This window comes from Chitinophagaceae bacterium C216 (genome assembly GCA_028485475.2).
Lineage (GTDB): Bacteria > Bacteroidota > Bacteroidia > Chitinophagales > Chitinophagaceae > Niabella > Niabella composti.
Genome location: CP144143.1, coordinates 2,070,572 through 2,087,917 on the forward strand (window position 1 = coordinate 2,070,572; position 17,346 = coordinate 2,087,917).

9 protein-coding genes are annotated in these 17,346 nt (G+C 38.2%); all 9 read left to right on the forward strand.

Annotated elements, in window-relative coordinates; genetic code table 11:
• Position 1: 1 nt before the first annotated feature.
• The 9 genes from PIECOFPK_RS08800 (at position 2) to PIECOFPK_RS08840 (ending at position 17,287) form a co-directional block, all read left to right on the forward strand.
• Positions 2 to 2,272, forward strand: coding sequence for a GH92 family glycosyl hydrolase (locus PIECOFPK_RS08800; protein WP_409965634.1), 2,271 nt, complete (start codon positions 2 to 4; stop codon positions 2,270 to 2,272).
• A gap of 298 nt (positions 2,273 to 2,570) precedes the next feature.
• A complete protein-coding gene (locus PIECOFPK_RS08805) occupies positions 2,571 to 3,992 on the forward strand; it encodes a glycoside hydrolase family 125 protein (protein ID WP_409965635.1) in 1,422 nt (473 codons plus the stop codon).
• Between the two features lie 103 nt (positions 3,993 to 4,095).
• Positions 4,096 to 4,806, forward strand: coding sequence for a basic secretory protein-like protein (locus tag PIECOFPK_RS08810; protein ID WP_409965636.1), 711 nt, complete (start codon positions 4,096 to 4,098; stop codon positions 4,804 to 4,806).
• Between the two features lie 64 nt (positions 4,807 to 4,870).
• The gene (locus PIECOFPK_RS08815) at positions 4,871 to 7,144 is read left to right on the forward strand and encodes a GH92 family glycosyl hydrolase (protein ID WP_409965637.1); all 2,274 of its coding nucleotides are present in this window, start codon (positions 4,871 to 4,873) and stop codon (positions 7,142 to 7,144) included.
• 167 nt (positions 7,145 to 7,311) lie between these two features.
• Complete coding sequence (locus tag PIECOFPK_RS08820; RefSeq protein WP_409965638.1) at positions 7,312 to 9,240, forward strand: glycoside hydrolase family 172 protein; 1,929 nt, start codon at positions 7,312 to 7,314, stop codon at positions 9,238 to 9,240.
• 33 nt (positions 9,241 to 9,273) lie between these two features.
• Entirely contained in the window at positions 9,274 to 10,311 is a 1,038-nt protein-coding gene (locus tag PIECOFPK_RS08825) for a glycosyl hydrolase (protein ID WP_409965639.1), read from the forward strand.
• 71 nt (positions 10,312 to 10,382) lie between these two features.
• Complete coding sequence (locus tag PIECOFPK_RS08830; RefSeq protein ID WP_330975496.1) at positions 10,383 to 11,918, forward strand: ADP-ribosylglycohydrolase family protein; 1,536 nt, start codon at positions 10,383 to 10,385, stop codon at positions 11,916 to 11,918.
• 492 nt (positions 11,919 to 12,410) lie between these two features.
• The gene (locus PIECOFPK_RS08835; RefSeq protein WP_330975495.1) at positions 12,411 to 13,904 is read left to right on the forward strand and encodes an SUMF1/EgtB/PvdO family nonheme iron enzyme; all 1,494 of its coding nucleotides are present in this window, start codon (positions 12,411 to 12,413) and stop codon (positions 13,902 to 13,904) included.
• Between the two features lie 134 nt (positions 13,905 to 14,038).
• Positions 14,039 to 17,287: a SusC/RagA family TonB-linked outer membrane protein gene (locus PIECOFPK_RS08840; RefSeq protein WP_330975494.1), complete on the forward strand. Its 3,249-nt coding sequence runs from the start codon at positions 14,039 to 14,041 to the stop codon at positions 17,285 to 17,287.
• Positions 17,288 to 17,346 lie beyond the last annotated feature (59 nt).

Here is a 17,346-nt window from a genome sequence, read left to right on the forward strand (position 1 = left end):
AATGATTAAAAAGGTTTTTTTATTGCTGCTATTGATATCGTCATGGACGGTTTTTGCTCAAACACATAATTTGGTACGTTATGTCAACACGCTTCAGGGCACCAACTCTAGTTTTGAGTTAACACATGGAAATACTTATCCTACAGTAGCACTACCATTTGCCATGAATACTTGGACACCACAAACGGGTAAGAATGGCGATGGCTGGAAATATCAGTATACTAAAAATACTATTAGGGGGTTTCAACAAGCTCATCAGTGTAGCTCTTGGAGTAATGATTACGCAGTATTTTCTTTTATGCCTGTTATTGATAAGCTTGTTGTTAACGAGGATCAGCGTGCAACAAGCTTTAGTCATGATAATGAAATCGGAAAGCCTCATTATTACAAAGTGACATTAGATAATCAACTTGTAGTAGAAATATCACCTTCGGAGCGCGGTGCCCATTTGCGGTTTACTTTTCCTAAAGGACACACTAGTTATCTTGTATTAGATGGGTATACAGGACTCAGCGGAGTGAAAATTTATCCGGAGCAAAAGATGATTACCGGATATGTGAATAATGGAAGGGGCATGCAAAAAGGATGGAAAAATTATTTTGTGGCTTATTTCGATCAACCTTTTGAGGATTACGGTACTTGGGAGAATGAGAAAAATACGATAACTCCGCGGTCGAAAGAGGCTGAAGGTAAGGGACGGGGTGCGTATATTCAATTTAAAGAAGGCGCGAAGGTTCAAGTAAAGGTAGCTTCCTCGTATATCAGCGAAGCACAAGCCCAGCTGAATTTAAAAAAAGAACTAGGTAGTGATGCATCGCTAGAAGCTACCAAAGCTAAGGCTGCAACCATATGGAACAAGCATCTGGAAAGAATATTGGTGGAGGGTGATTCGGAAGATGATAAAGCCACTTTCTATTCTTGTTTTTTCAGAGCTAGCCTTTTCTCCAGAGCTTTTTATGAGATAGATGAAAATGGTAAGCCGTATTATTTTAGTCCTTACGATGGCAAGGTGCATAGCGGATACATGTTTACCGATACGGGTTTCTGGGATACATTTAGAGCGCAATTCCCCTTAAATATTATTTTGTACCCTACTATGCATGGTCGTTATATGCAGGCATTATTGGATGCTCAGGAGCAATGCGGATGGCTGCCTTCATGGAGCTTTCCGAATGAGCAGGGCAGTATGATTGGTAATCATGCCATTTCATTACTAGCCGATGCTTGGATAAAGGGTGTACGTACTTTCGATCCGCAGCGCGCTTTAGAAGCTTATTATCATGAAGCTAATAACAAAGGACCTTGGGGGCCGGCAAATGGTAGAGATGGTTATAAGGAGTATAATGCATTAGGTTATGTACCTTACCCCGAGTACAGAGAAGCTACGGCAAAAACGCTGGAGTATGCTTATGACGATTTCTGTGGGTATCAGTTGGCAAAAGCTGTGAATAGTAGAAAATATATGGATGCCTTCGGCCCCAAAATGTATAACTATAAAAATGTCTTTAATCCAGCTACAAAGTTTATGGAGGGTAAAGACAGTAAAGGTAATTGGAAACCAGATTTTGATCCTGTAGAGTGGGGCGGCCCCTTTACCGAAGGGAATGCCTGGCATTGGGTATGGTCTGTTTTTCATGATATCAACGGATTGATTCAACTGATGGGAGGAGACAAGCAGTTTTGTGCAAAATTGGACTCGGTGTTTACCGTTCCTAACAATGTAAAAGTGGGTACTTACGGCTTTATGATTCATGAGATGACGGAAATGGTGAAAGCTAATATGGGGCAGTATGCTCACGGGAATCAGCCTATTCAGCATATGCCTTATTTATACACTTATGGTCGCCAGCCTTGGAAAACGCAGCAGCGTGTGCGGGAAGTGATGCGTCGGCTATATAACGCTACGGAAAATGGTTATCCAGGCGATGAAGATCAGGGGCAAACCTCCTCTTGGTATGTACTCAGTGCTTTGGGCTTTTACAGCGTATGTCCGGGCACTGATCAATATGTTTTAGGCAGTCCAATGTTTAAGAAGATTACCGTTACGCTGGAAGACGGTAAAAAGTTTATAATAAAGGCAGATAAGAATAGTGATACGAATGTATATATCCAGCGTGCTAAATTGAACAATCGCACATATACAAAGAATTACATTACTTACAGTGATATTGTGAAAGGAGGGATATTGCACTTGACGATGGGGCCCCGGCCTAACTATAACAGGGGTATTAAGGATGCAGATTTGCCGTTTTCTGTTTCGAGAAATAATTAAAGCAATTTTTTGTATATTCGATAGCAGCCCGATAGGGCTGCTTTTTTGATTGTATAAGCCTTTTATTGATAGGTAGTTAAAATGTTTACGTTTTGTAAATATAAATTTTGTCGCTATTACATAATATTTATCTTTACGGCAAAAACGATTTTGCTTTAAATGTGAAGTAGGGAAGTAAGAAAAGGTATATTGTTGGTTAGTGATATGTTTGTATTGTTCTATTACAACGCGAGTGCTTGCATCGAATAACTGCGGTGGAGGAATGCGCTTATGAAATATTTTTTATAAACTGAAATACATGAATCGTAAGGATTTTTTACAACAATCAGCCCTGTTAGGTGCAGGATTTGTGGCAAGCGGATTTTCGTTTGCGAAACCTTCTAATGATTTTCCGGTAGTACGGGTTCCTGAATCGAAGCGACATTTCAGAAGTGAAGCTATTGAAAATGCCATCAAAGCATTTCAGAGGAAGGTTAAGAATAAAGAATTGGCTTGGCTATTTAACAACTGTTTCCCGAATACTTTAGATACCACAGTATTTTATAATGAGGTGAATGGTAAGCCGGATACTTATGTAATCACCGGTGATATTGATGCTATGTGGTTGCGCGACAGCTCGGCACAGGTATTTCCTTATTTGCAATTTGCTAAGCAGGATACAAAGCTTCATAAGCTGATTGCCGGTGTCATTAATAAGCAGGTACATTTTATCTTGAAAGATCCTTACGCCAACGCCTTCTTTAATGATGATAATCGGGTGAGTGAATGGAAAGACTCTGATATAACCGATATGAAGCCCGGTGTTCATGAACGCAAATGGGAGATCGACTCTCTCTGTTATCCCATTCGTTTGGCATGGCATTTCTGGAAACAGACAGGCGATACCACGCCTTTTGATTTGCAATGGAAAGAAGCAATAGCTTTAACGTTAAGAACATTTAAAGAGCAGCAGCGTAAAGATAGTTTAGGCCCTTACAGCTTTCAGCGTAAAACATCCTGGGCCACAGACGGTGTTCCTATGGGAGGGTATGGATATCCCGTCAAACCCAATGGGCTTATTTGTTCTATGTTTCGTCCTAGTGACGATGCAACTATTTTCGCTTATCTGATTCCTTCCAATTTCTTTGCTGTAGTGAGTTTACGTCAGGCGGCGGAAATGGTAAGTGCTATTCATAAAGATGCCCGATTAGCGGCTGATCTTAAAGCATTGGCAGATGAAGTATCGGCAGCTTTGCAACAATTTGCTATTACAACACATCCCAAGTTCGGAAAAGTGTATGCTTATGAAGTGAACGGTTTTGGAAGTTATGTGTTGATGGATGATGCGAATGTGCCTAGTTTATTGTCCTTACCTTATTTGGGAGCAGTGTCGGCGGCAGATCCTATTTATCAGAATACGAGAAAATATGTATGGTCTGATAGCAATCCGTTTTTCTTTAAGGGCAGAGCAGGCGAGGGTATAGGAGGACCACATATTGGTTTGGATATGATATGGCCAATGAGCATTACCATGAAGGCTTTGACCTCAAAAAATGATCTGGAAATCAAGCAATGCATTCAAGTATTGCAAAAGACGCACGGGGGTACTGGATTTATGCATGAGTCATTCCATAAAGATAATCCCGAAAAATTTACACGTAAATGGTTCGCATGGGCTAATACTTTGTTCGGAGAGTTGTTATGGAAGACTTTCAGTGAAAAACCTCATTTGCTTGTATAAAAAATAAGATGTAACCCAATGGATGTTGATGCTTTTGTATGGTATTGTGCTCGGAGAGAATCCAAACCATCAATTATAGTTTATAAATATTAGAACTCATTACATGAATAGAAAGTTGGTAAAATCAGCTGTGGCATTGTTGGTAATAGGTCTTACATCAGCTACTAATAATAATGTGTTAGGACAATTGCGCGACTCTCTTAATGCCAAATGCTATACCGAGGGGGCATATACTCTTTGCATTGAAAATAATGCAAGCGATTTTAATCCTATTACAGAGAAAAGACTAAAAGAAACTTTTTTTAAAACTTATCCTCGTCTGGCCAAAGAATTTAATCCACAAACAGCCAAGACCGTAATCTTCCGAATTGATACGGCTTATGATGGTGTGGCTGCTGCAGCAAGAAATGTAGTAGTTTTCAATCCCGGATGGTTTAAAAGCAATCCGGAGGATATTGATGTAGTCACCCACGAAGGTATGCACATTGTACAAAATTATGGTCGTAGTGTAGGACCTTGGTGGCTTACCGAGGGGATTGCCGATTATGTGCGCGAAGTATATGGAGTGAATAATGCGGCGGCAAAATGGAGTCTGCATAGTCCCCGTCCAAATGAAAAATATGACAATGGTTACAGAATTACCGGACGTTTTTTATTATGGATTGAAAAGCACGTAAAAAAAGGATTTGTAAAAACCCTGGATGCAGCTTTAAGAGATCACACTTATACGGCTGATATCTGGGAGCAACAAACAGGAAAAACGATTGAGGCGCTTTGGGAGGCATACGTTAATAATCCTAAAATACCGCAATAATAGTTTTAACGGTACATTGTATTATTACACAAGTTCTGCAAACGATTTTTAAATATACACCGCAATGAAGAAAACGTTTATAGCAGTCATCTGCACGTCGCTGTTGGCAATAACAACCACAGCCCAATCACTCGTAGATTATGTAAACCCGTTGATGGGTACCATGTCGAAATTCGAATTATCGAATGGGAATACTTATCCGGCAATTGGATTGCCTTGGGGGATGAATTTGTGGACACCCCAAACCGGTAAAATGGGAGATGGATGGGTATATAAATATACGGACGACAAGATAGTTGGTTTTAAACAAACCCATCAACCTTCGCCGTGGATGAATGATTACGGCTATTTTGCCATTATGCCTATTACTGGGAGCAGAAAGTTTAAAGAGCAAGATAGAGCTAGCTGGTTTTCTCATAAAGCAGAGATTGCAAAACCGCATTATTATAAAGTATACCTAGCGGATTATGATGTAACCACTGAAATTACTCCTACGGAAAGAGCTGCTCGTTTTCGTTTCACTTTCCCTAAAACCGATAGTGCTTTTGTAATTATCGATGCCATAGACAGGGGGTCTTATGTAAAGATTATTCCTTCAGAAAATAAGATTATTGGCTACAGCACGCGCAATAGTGGAAGTGTTCCGGAGAATTTTAAAAACTTTTTCGTAATTCAGTTTGACAGAAAGTTTGATTATAAAGCTACTTGGGATGAAGATCATTTCACCGATAGCGATGAAATAAGCAGCAAGCATGCAGGCGCCATTATCGGATTTAAGGGATTGAAAAGGGGGGATGTAGTCAATGCCAAAGTTGCTTCTTCTTTTATCAGTTTTGAGCAAGCTGAACTGAATCTGAAAAGGGAGATTGCCTCGATGGGATTTGAAGAAGTGAAAAATAAAGGACAAAGAATATGGGAAGATATTTTGGGAAGAATAAGAGTATCAGGAGGTAGTGAGGAACAATTACGTACTTTTTATTCTTGTCTATATCGTATGGTGTTCTTCCCCTTGCGTATGTATGAAAAAGATGCGACCGGCAATATTGTACACTATAGTCCTTATACCGGCAAAGTAGAGCCTGGTTATAAGTTCGCTGGCACAGGTTTTTGGGATACTTTCCGTGCCTTATATCCATTCCTACATTTCGTTTATCCTTCAATTGCTACAGAAATGCAGAAGGGGTTAATCAGTGATTACAAAGAAGGAGGCTGGTTGCCCGAATGGTCTTCGCCAGGCTATCGTGGCGTTATGATAGGTAATAATTCCGCTTCGGTAGTGGCCGATGCTTATCTGAAAGGTTTGAGAGGATATGATATTGAAACTTTGTGGGAGGCATTGAAGCATGGTGCCAATAATGAAGGACCTCATGCAACTGGCAGAAGAGGGGTGGAGTACTACAATCGTCTAGGATATGTACCTAACGACGTTAAGATTAATGAGAATGTAGCACGTACTCTCGAATATGCCTATGACGATTATGCTATTTATGCATTGGGAAAAGCACTAGGCAAGCCTGATTCTGAAATTCAAATTTATAAGGAGCGGGCTATGAATTATAAGAAGCTGTTTGATCCCGAAACTTTATTAATGCGTCCCAAAAATGAGGATGGCAGTTTTACTAAGTCCTTCAATCCTTATTCGTGGGGTGGTGCTTATACCGAGGGTAACAGTTGGCATTATTCATGGAGCGTATTTCAGGATATTGAAGGACTAAAGCAGCTGATGGGCGGTGATAAAATGTTTGTTCAGATGCTGGATTCTGTTTTCATTATGCCGCCCGACTTTGGTGACAACAGCTACTATCGCTCTATTATACATGAGATGCGTGAGATGCAGATAATGGGGATGGGACAGTATGCACATGGGAACCAGCCTATTCAGCATATGGTATACTTATACAATTATGCTGGACAACCTTGGAAAACACAATATTGGGTACGTGAGGTGATGAACAGATTGTATACTCCGTATGCCGATGGATACTGCGGTGATGAGGATAATGGACAAACCTCTGCGTGGTATGTATTTTCGGCTTTGGGATTCTATTCTGTAACCCCTGCAAGCACCCAGTATGTAATCGGTGTACCCCTATTTAAAAAAGCGGAGATTACGTTTGAAAATGGAAAGAAGCTTCAAATAGTTGCGCCGAATAATAGTCCTGAAAATCGATATGTTCAGTCGATTACTATTAATGGAAAAATTAGTACTAAAAACTATTTTGAGCATTTCGAATTGCAGAAGGGCGGAACGATTGAATTTAAACTAGGTGCTCAACCCAATAAGCAAAGGGGAACTAAAAAAAGCGATTTCCCGTTTTCAATGAGTCTTCAGCCCTAAAAAGTAAATAAGTCACCCGAAGTATTGGGTGACATATTTTTTTTAACTATATTTGCTTAATCGAATAAGCAAGATAGGTAAGGCCATATGAGTTGAATGAAAGAATGCTGTTTATTGATTGTTTGCTGTAAATAATTATTGCTCATTTAAAACATTTTAAAGTGATATTGACCCGTATCATTACCTGTATTCTGCTTGTAAGTAGTTGTAGTCTTTTATCGCTCGCACAAATTAAAGTAAGTTTTGAAAGCGAATTGCGTCGGTTGATGGACATTCATGTATTACCTCAGTACATCGAAGGAACTATTGTGAAGCAGATTTCTTCATACGATACTACAGGTGGTAACGACGACGGATTTAATGGGTATTACTCTTATATAAGAAAGGAGCCGTCGGGAGGTCTAGTGATTTTTGAGGCAAAAGAGCAGGGGGTGATTGAACGGATTTGGACGCCAACACCTACCCAAGATACGTTAGATTTTTATTTTGATAATAATAGTAAACCTGGATTTAGCATTAGGCTTTGCGATCTCTTTAATAACAGAATCTTTCCATTTGTAAAACCAATAGCAGATCAGAAAGTAGGAGGAAATTATTCCTATGTTCCTATCCCTTATAGAAAAGGATGTAAGATTGTTTTTCGAGGAGAAAAAATCTTATTTCATCAAATACAATATCGCGAGTATGACGAAAGGTATAGTGTGCAAAGTTTTGATATAGCAACTGTTTCAAATCATGCCTCATTGATTAATAAAATAAGAAACATTTGGAATAATGACGATAGATCGATATACAACTTTTATCCTGGTGGATTTCATGTGCTGCGTAAGAATATTCGGCTCTCGCCGGGTAATACTGCATCATTAGCACATTTACATAAGGGGGGTAGAATATTAGGAATTGAGCTTAGTCCATCTCATGTTTTTGAAGGATTATTTAAGCAAATAGATCTGAAAATATCTTGGGATGATGAGAAAGCTCCTGCAGTATATGTACCGTTGGCTGATTTTTTTGGCTTTGCTTATGGGGTGAGATCCATGAAGAGCTTGCTTTTAGGAGCTAATGATGCAAAATTGTATTGCTATATTCCAATGCCTTTTGATAAGAAAGCTTCCATTGAGTTGGTTTATAGAAAGAGGGATGTAGATACCGAAATTCTCGATTTGTCAGTAGTAGTATATTATACTGATGAAAGGAGGAATGTACTTAAAGAAGGGCGGTTTTATTGTTATTGGAAAAATGAAAATCCGCCACTAGGAAAGCCCTACGTGTTTTTGAGTGGCAATGGAAAAGGGCATTACATTGGTACTTTACTACAGGGTCAGGCAACAGATTTTACTCATTTTACAGAGTATTTTGAAGGGGATGATTATACTGAAATTGATGGCAAGATGACCATGCACGGAACCGGATCGGAAGACTATTTTAACGGAGGATGGTATGCTCAGCCAGGAGGTTGGGTGGAGCGATTAGGATCACCGTTGAGTGGATGTCTTGAATACTCGCTACCCTTGAGTAGAACTGGGGGATATCGATTTTTTCTTTTGGATAAAATGCCTTTTAAGAAAAGTATTTTACATACAATAGAGCATGGGCCTGAACAAAATAATAGGGCTGTAAATTATATATCAGCAGCCTTATATTATGCAGATCACCCGGTTACAACTATTAATCTTCCCACTAATGAATCGACTAAAATATATACGCCAGATACTTTGACTTTTTATACCAGATTAATGCGCCATTTAACTTATAATGGGAGCTTGATATTTAGGAATGAGAAAGCGCAATTAGTGGGAAGTGAAAACGCCTCGTTAAATATTAATGCACTAGAAATCCCTAAGGGTAGATATGAATTGTATTTGCATATTGAAAAATCTGAAGTGGAAAGTATTGAAATAAAAATTGCAGATGCTAGTAATGTGCAGAATTGGCATAATGTGAGATTTAATAAAGATAGGCTTCCTGCAAATATATTAATTGGTCGAGTGGATATTTCAGTTCCTTCCATTCCTATAAACATTTTGTTTAAGTGTAAGAATGCTAATCCTGGACTTGTATTCGATAGAGTTGCATTGTATAAAATAGATAATTAACTACCGGACTATATTTAGGAAATGGGAGTTGTCATGCGCTTACATTACTTATTATTTCTTTATTTAATCCTTGGTGGTTTTACTTTTGGTATAAGGGGGCAGATTCAATCTTTAGGGCAAAATTATTTAAGTGTTAAAGCCTACGATCTGGATACAAATTTGGTTACCCCTAATTCACTTCCGGAGGCACAGCAATTATATCGGTATTTTAGATCTGTATACGGAAATAAGATATTGTCCTCTGTAATGACATTAGGCAGTTTTGATGAAATAAACTGGTTAAAAAATAATACCGGTAAAGAGCCTGCCATAATAGGTCTGGATTTTATGCATTGCTATCGTGGGTATACATGGTATGATAATGAACATCCCATTAAAGATGCAATTAGTTATTGGAGTAGAAACGGCATTGCAATTTTTTGTTGGCATTGGAGAGATCCATCTAGAAGAACAGAAACATTTTATACTCGGGGAACTCATTTTGATGTTAGTAAGATTTTTGATGTTACTTCCGCTGAGTATAAGGCTATGATAAGGGATATTGATTCAATAGCTAGTTTATTAAAGATACTTCAGTACAAAGGTATTCCTGTACTTTGGAGGCCTCTACATGAAGCATCTGGAAAGTGGTTCTGGTGGGGAGCCAAGGGCCCCGAGCCGTATAAAGAGCTTTATAGAGTAATGTTTCACAGAATGGTAAATACTCATGGATTGAGAAATTTAATCTGGGTATGGACTACGGAATCTGATGATGAAGAGTGGTACCCCGGTGATGCGTATGTGGATATTATTGGTAGAGACTTATATAAAAAGGGGAATCATCAATCTCATATAAAAGAATTCAATAAAATTAATGCATCGCATCGTGGAAAGAAAATGATTGCACTAAGTGAGTGCGGTTCTATTCCTACCCCTGATAATTTAATAAAAGACAAAGCATCATGGTTGTGGTTTATGCCTTGGTATGGCAACTTTGTTAGGAATGCATCGTATAATTCATTAGAATTTTGGAAGGAAGTTTTGCATAACGAATACGTTATTACGCTTGACAAAATGCCCTCTTTTAAGTAGGATGAATAGAGAGAGAATATAATGAACTAATGGCCTGCAATCATAGTTTCAAACTAGTAAAATGAGACAATATGAATAAAGTTGTTCTTATAATATTTTTATTATTGGCTTGTTGGTGTCATATGAATGCTCAATCTGTTTATTTAAGCAAGGACAGTGGTGAGCAAAAAACGTTGACATTATCCAAGAAGCGGTTAAAAGACAAAATAAAAGGAGGCTGGGCCGGACAAGTAATTGGAGTTACTTATGGCAGTGTTACAGAGTTTAAATACAAAGGAACATTTATTCAAGATTATCAACCTATTGAATGGTATAATGGATATATAAAAGCGCAGTTTGAATCTTGGCCTGATCTGTATGATGATATATATATGGACTTAACTTTTGTGGAAGTAATTGAACGATGTGGTGTAGATGTTCCAGTAGACTCGTTTGCAATTGCATTTGCTAGAGCTGGATATGTTTTATGGCATGCAAATCAGGCAGCAAGATACAATATTCTCAACGGTATATCACCTCTTCAAAGTGGGCATTGGCACAACAACCCACATGCGGATGATATAGACTTTCAAATTGAAGCGGATTTTGCAGGACTTATGCATCCGGGTATGCCCAATGCAGCAGCGAATTTTGTTGATCCTATCGGTCATATCATGAATTATGGAGACGGTTGGTATGGTGGTGTGTATGTTTGTGCATTGTATACTTTAGCCTTTGTTACAGATGATATACCTTTTATAATCAGGGAAGCACTTAAAACCATTCCGGCTCAAAGTACATTTTATAAGTGTATTAATGACGTAATAAACTGGCACCATAAGTATCCCAACGATTGGAAGCAAACCTGGTTTGAGTTACAGAAAAAGTGGTCGTCTGATATCGGTTGTCCGGAAGGTGTTTTTGATGCTTTTAATATTGATGCAAAATTGAATATGGCGTATGTGGTGCTTGCACTTTTATATGGCAAGAGTGATTTTGGAAAAACATTGGAGATCGCCACAAGATGTGGACAGGACTCGGACTGTAATCCAGGTACGGCCGGAGGTATACTTGGGACAATCAAGGGTTATAGTAATATTCCGGAGTATTGGAAAATGGGATTGTCAGACATTGAAGATAGACCCTTTAAGCATACATCACTTTCTCTAAATGCAGCCTATGATATCAGTTATAAGCACGCAATTGAGATGATAAAGAGACATGGTGGTGAGGTTAGTAATAGTAGTGTAACAATTTTGCTACAGAAACCCACATCTGTTCGCTTTGAGCAAAGCTTTGAAGGATTAGTACCTAAAAAGAAAATAGGTGTAGATAGGATAGGGGATAGTATTATTGCCTTTGAGTTTGAAGGTACAGGTTTTGCTTTGAGAGGAGAGTCTATAAAAAAAGAACCTCATAGTGCAGATTATGTATTCGACGCTATCTTATATTTAGATGATCAGATTATGGAGCGAGCCAAATTTTATACAAATTTTCTTACGAGACGATATGAGTTATTTTGGAAATATGGCTTAGAAAATAAAAAGCATATGGTCAAAATCATTATTACCAATCCATCGCCCTATTATGAGATTAAACCGTGGGATTGTATTATTTATGGAAAATGATAATAAATTTTTACTAATATATAAGATCTTTGCAAAGAGATCACTTTTTCTAATTTACTAGAAGATAAAAATAATTTTTGGAATTAATAATTTGAGTTATTATATTTGCTTACACGTTTAAGTTGATTTAATTTTTATTGCTTGCTATGTTTATTGGTTAAGAGTTTAAGAGTTTTTGCCATAAAGTATCAGAAGAGGAACCTAGTTTGCTACGTTAAAGTATTATAAGTTGCTTTTAGTTGAGGAAAAGAGGATAGGAGTTTTTTTAGATTGATTTGCTTATACGATTAAGCATTGTGTATATTTTCTAACTGCATATGCTTCATAAAGGAAGGATTTTCTGCGACTTAAGAATTATACTCTAATAATTAAGCGATGATGTGGGAAGATAAAGAGTGTAGGTATAGGAAGATAATTGGAGTGTATTTATTCAATTGTTGAAACTGCAGAAATAATTCCTAGAGGTGTATTACAAAACAAATACTTCAAGCTATGAGCCGGATTTTCTTGTTTTCCTTTTTAATGTTATGTATTTCCTATCTGGGGTGTTATAAACCCTATGAGATAAAACCGGATACTAATCCACCAGGAAACGTTACTAACCTGATGGTGGAAAAATTGGACGTTGATGTTAAAATAAGTTGGGAGTCGCCAACGGACGATGATTTGGTGGGCTTCCATATAGCTTTGTATAACGCCGCTAATCAAAGGGTGGTTTTAACTAAAAATGTTGCCAAAGACACTACGGAGTATCTTATGGAAAGAGTGCCTGCGGGTACTTACTATGTAGTAGTTAGGAGTAGAGATATTCAGAATAATTTGTCGGAAGGAGCAAAAGAATCATTTGTCTTTTTAAGTAAGGCTCCGACTAATGTGCAACGGATTAGAACTGCTCTCAACTGGAATGTAATACACGTAAATTGGGATTCGTTAACCACTGATGATTTTATAACAGAAGTAGAAGGCCAAAAGATATCCGAGCCTGTAGATAGTATTATTGTGGAAGTAGACTCGGCTTACCGACGGTATGTACTACCGCCAACAGCAACAGGGGTTGTGATTCCAGATTTGCCGGATGGAGTACATTATATCAATGTGTATACTCATGGTGCATCGGGTTACTATTCCAATGTATATTCTCAGACATTTAGCCCTATCACCTTTGGTGAAAAATTTGTAAGAGTTACCGGAAATGGTTATGACTTTTATATTGCCAAGTACGAGGTAACCACAGAAGAGTATAGGAAGTTTATTGTAGAAGATCTCAATATACTAGAACCCACTGCTCCTTATAGGGTTGACAACTCTAAAGTAGAGCCGGACGCTTGGTTTAAGTGGTGGTATGGAACCGATCCTGCCAGTCCGGGGGTTATGAAATTACTAGGCTTTAATACGTTTGAGTTTTCGCTGACTCCTGATCAAGGGTGGGCTGCTAACAGATATGCATCTAATGCGTCGTTTGGTAGGGCAACCTGGGAAGGAGCTATGTTGTACTGCTTAATCAATTATAATGGAAGATGTCCAACAGTAGATGAATGGCTGTATGCAGCAAAAGGTGGTGCATTAAGTCAAGGGTACGATTATGCAGGAAGTAATGATCCTGATGAAGTAGGCTGGTGGGGATGGGTACCAGGTACTCCAAGCTTCCTCAATCCTCCTGGCCTGAAACGCCCTAATGAACTGGGTATATATGATATGAGCGGAAATGCGTCTGAGTATACTTATGAGTTAGAGCCTAATGGCACAGCTTCGTTAGGTAAGAGTATTATTATAGGAGGCTCAATGGGACCTATTCACTTCTGGGGTAATGAAGGTGAGGATTTTGGACCGGACAATACCTTAAAACCTAAATTAAATGATCCTGCTATTGTCAAGAAAACGGGAGCAAAACAAAATGAGGCCATGTGGCGAATGGGTATAAGAGTTTTAATTCCTCATGAAGAGATTGTTAAGCCTCGATTCAACAGGTTCAAATATGAGCCTTAGAGGATTGCTGTCAATACAATTTGCTTGACTAGTTATTTGGTATAAGCAATTGCTTAATACTAACATGGAAAATATATTTCTAATTATTGCCATATAGTATGTTGCAAGATTGCAACTGCTTTAAAACAAACTGTATGAAAAATATATTCTTAGCTTTCTGTCTTATAATATGTTTAGTATGTTGCAAGATTGCAACTGCCCAAAACCAGACTGTAAAAGGCATAGTAGTTTCAGAAGATGGAACACCGGTTTCAAGAGTGACTGTTACAGTAAAAGGCACGAATACCGCAGTTATGACGAATGAGGATGGTGTTTTTGAAATTTTGGCAGATGAAAAAGGAGTTCTGGTATTTAGTGCTACCGCCATGGAGACTCAGGAGGTTCCCATAGATGGAAGATTAAATATTAGAGTAGTATTACGAAAGTATACTAAGCAATTAGATGATGTTGTTGTGATAGGATACGGTTCTGTTCGCAGAAGAGATCTTACCGGGGCTGTAGCCACTTTGAATAGTGATGAGCTGAATAACAACCGTCCTCTTACTATTCAACAGGCACTTCAAGGTAAGTTAGCCGGAGTAAATGTTTTAAGTAATGATGGTGCCCCAGGAGGTGGTATTTCAATACAAATTCGTGGTGCTAATACCTTTAGTGGTAGTGGAGAGCCGTTATATGTGGTGGATGGTGTTCCAATAAATATTTCTAATTCTTCCGCAACTCCCTTAGAAGGAACTGTTGCTGATCCTAACAGCTATACTAAGAACCAGACGAACGCATTGGCTTTCTTAGATCCTAAAGATGTAGAATCGATACAAGTACTTAAAGATGCTTCTGCTACTGCAATTTACGGATCACGTGGTGCAAACGGAGTTGTAATTATTACTACAAAATCGGGTAAGCAGGGCCGTCCACAGTTGGATTTTTCAACTGAGCAGGGATGGAGTCATATCATAAAGTTTACGGAAGTAATGTCGGCAAGGGAGTATACCCAATATATTAACGATGTATTGTATTGGACGAATTATTGGAGACTCTATGACCCTGCAACAGGTACCAGCAGTTATAAGCCTAATCCGGAAGATTTTCCTTACCCTGGAATCTTTGATTATGCCCAAGGAGTTTATAAAAAAGGTCCCAACGATTATAGCGATGAGAGAAACGTTTGGCAAAGAGCCATTATGAGATCCGGTCGTAATCAACAATATTCGATAGGTGTTTCTGGAGGAACAGCTAATACTACCTACGCATTGAGAATAAGCAGAGCCGATCAACACGGTATTGTGGATAATACAAGATTTCAACGTAATGGATTCAATTTTAACTTAAACCAAAAAGCATTTAAGTGGCTCTCTTTGGGGCTCAATTCTAACCTTTCTTATATAAAATATAATCTAGTTAATACAGCCAATACGAATGATCAGACAACGATGGGACTTATTAAGACAGCAATTTATGCTCGTCCTATTGATGCTGAAGCACCTCTTAGTTTTTTGGATGAGGGAGGATTCTATGCTACTTCTTCGCCATTGGCATATGTAAATACACCGGATGTTACAGATCAAACCTCTGCATTTACGAATATTTACGGAGAAATTACTTTCTTGCCCTCATTAAAATTACGATCTAATCTAGGATATCATTACCATCAGAGCCAACGTCATAAGTACTACAATAGTAATCTCTATGAAGGAAGGCACAATCAATTTGGAGAGGGGTATGCTCAGGAAGGATTTACTCGTAATGTCAATATGAGTTTTGAAAATACGCTTACCTATGATAGACATTTTCAAAAACATCATTTAAATGTGATGGGTACACTGAGTATGAACCAATATGAGTGGAATAACCAAAGCATGTCTGTGCGTGGTTTTGGATCGGATGTTACACAGGGATATGATATGGGGCAAGCTGTGGGTATACCCACACTTTCATCTAGCAAGGGACAAAGCAACCTGATGTCTTATTTAGGAAGAGTAACTTATAATTACGATAATAGGTATTATGCTACTGCATCAGTGCGACATGATGGTGCTAGCAACTTCGCAGCAAATAACAAATGGGCAACTTTTTCATCATTTGCTCTCGCGTGGAACGCTGCTAATGAAGCGTTTTTGAGAGATGTAAAGTGGATGGACTTGTTTAAATTTAGATTTAGTTATGGGTATACAGGAAATCAAGGAATCGGTGCATATGCTTCATTGGCTCGGTTAATTGCCAATAACTACCCCTTTGAGGGGACCCTGAACAATGGTTTTATAATTAGTGGCGTAAACCCTGGTAACGCTAATTTGAAATGGGAAACTACTCGGCAAAGCAACTTTGGTGTGGATTTAGGTTTGTTCGATTCTCGACTGAACTTTACAATGGATATGTACTATAAAAAGACCTATGACTTGCTACAATATAAGTCTGTGGCAATGAGTACAGGAGTACAGCGCATGCCAATGAACATTGGAGCAGTAGAAAATAAGGGTTTGGAACTTACATTATCAGCAACACCTATTAAGAATAATAACTTTACTTGGGATTTTTCTGCTAACTGGTCTACTAACAAAAACAAGATTCTTAAGTTTGGCGATAATCCGGATGCTCAAGATCTGTATGGCCCTTATAGGTTAGAAGGCCTGATATTAAAAGAAGGGTATCCTATTGGACAGTTGTATGGGTATGTAGAAGATGGATACTGGAACTCAATTGACGAATATAAGAATAGCTCATTTTATAAGTATATCCAGGAAAACGATCCTGCTTCTCTTCCAACCGATGAATTAATAGTACAAAACTACTTGGGAGAAATTAAATACAAAGATTTGAACAATGATGGTCAGTTGAATGAGTATGACCGTACTATGATTGGAAATGTAAATCCTGATTTTATATATGGCTTTACAAACAGATTTGAATACAAGAAGTTTTCATTGAACATCTTCTTTCAAGGCGTATATGGAAATGATATATTGAATGCAACATTGTTAAACTTTAATACAACTTCTACATGGCCCAATAGACCTCCAGGGTTGTTAGATCAAGCGTGGACTCCTGAACGCAGTGTCTCCAATCCTGAAATTATCAAGTATCCCAAACTGGGACAAAACCTTAACCGTAGTGTGCGTTTTTCAAGAAGGTATGTTGAAGATGGTTCTTATTTGCGGCTGAAGAATATTAGTCTGTCTTACAGAATTGATAAGCTATTTAATCTAAGAGATGTTAAAGGTATAAACATTACTTTCAATGTAAATAATGTATTTACCATTACTAAATATACAGGATTTGATCCTGAAGTAAACTCTGCGGGGTCAGGAAATGCCGCTTGGCGCGGAATTGACGTAGGAGCATATCCTTATGCAAGAACTTATATGCTTGCAATGCAGGTACAATTCTAACGATTAAGATTAAAGCTGTTTGATATTGATAAAAACTATGTGAATTTTTCAAAAATATA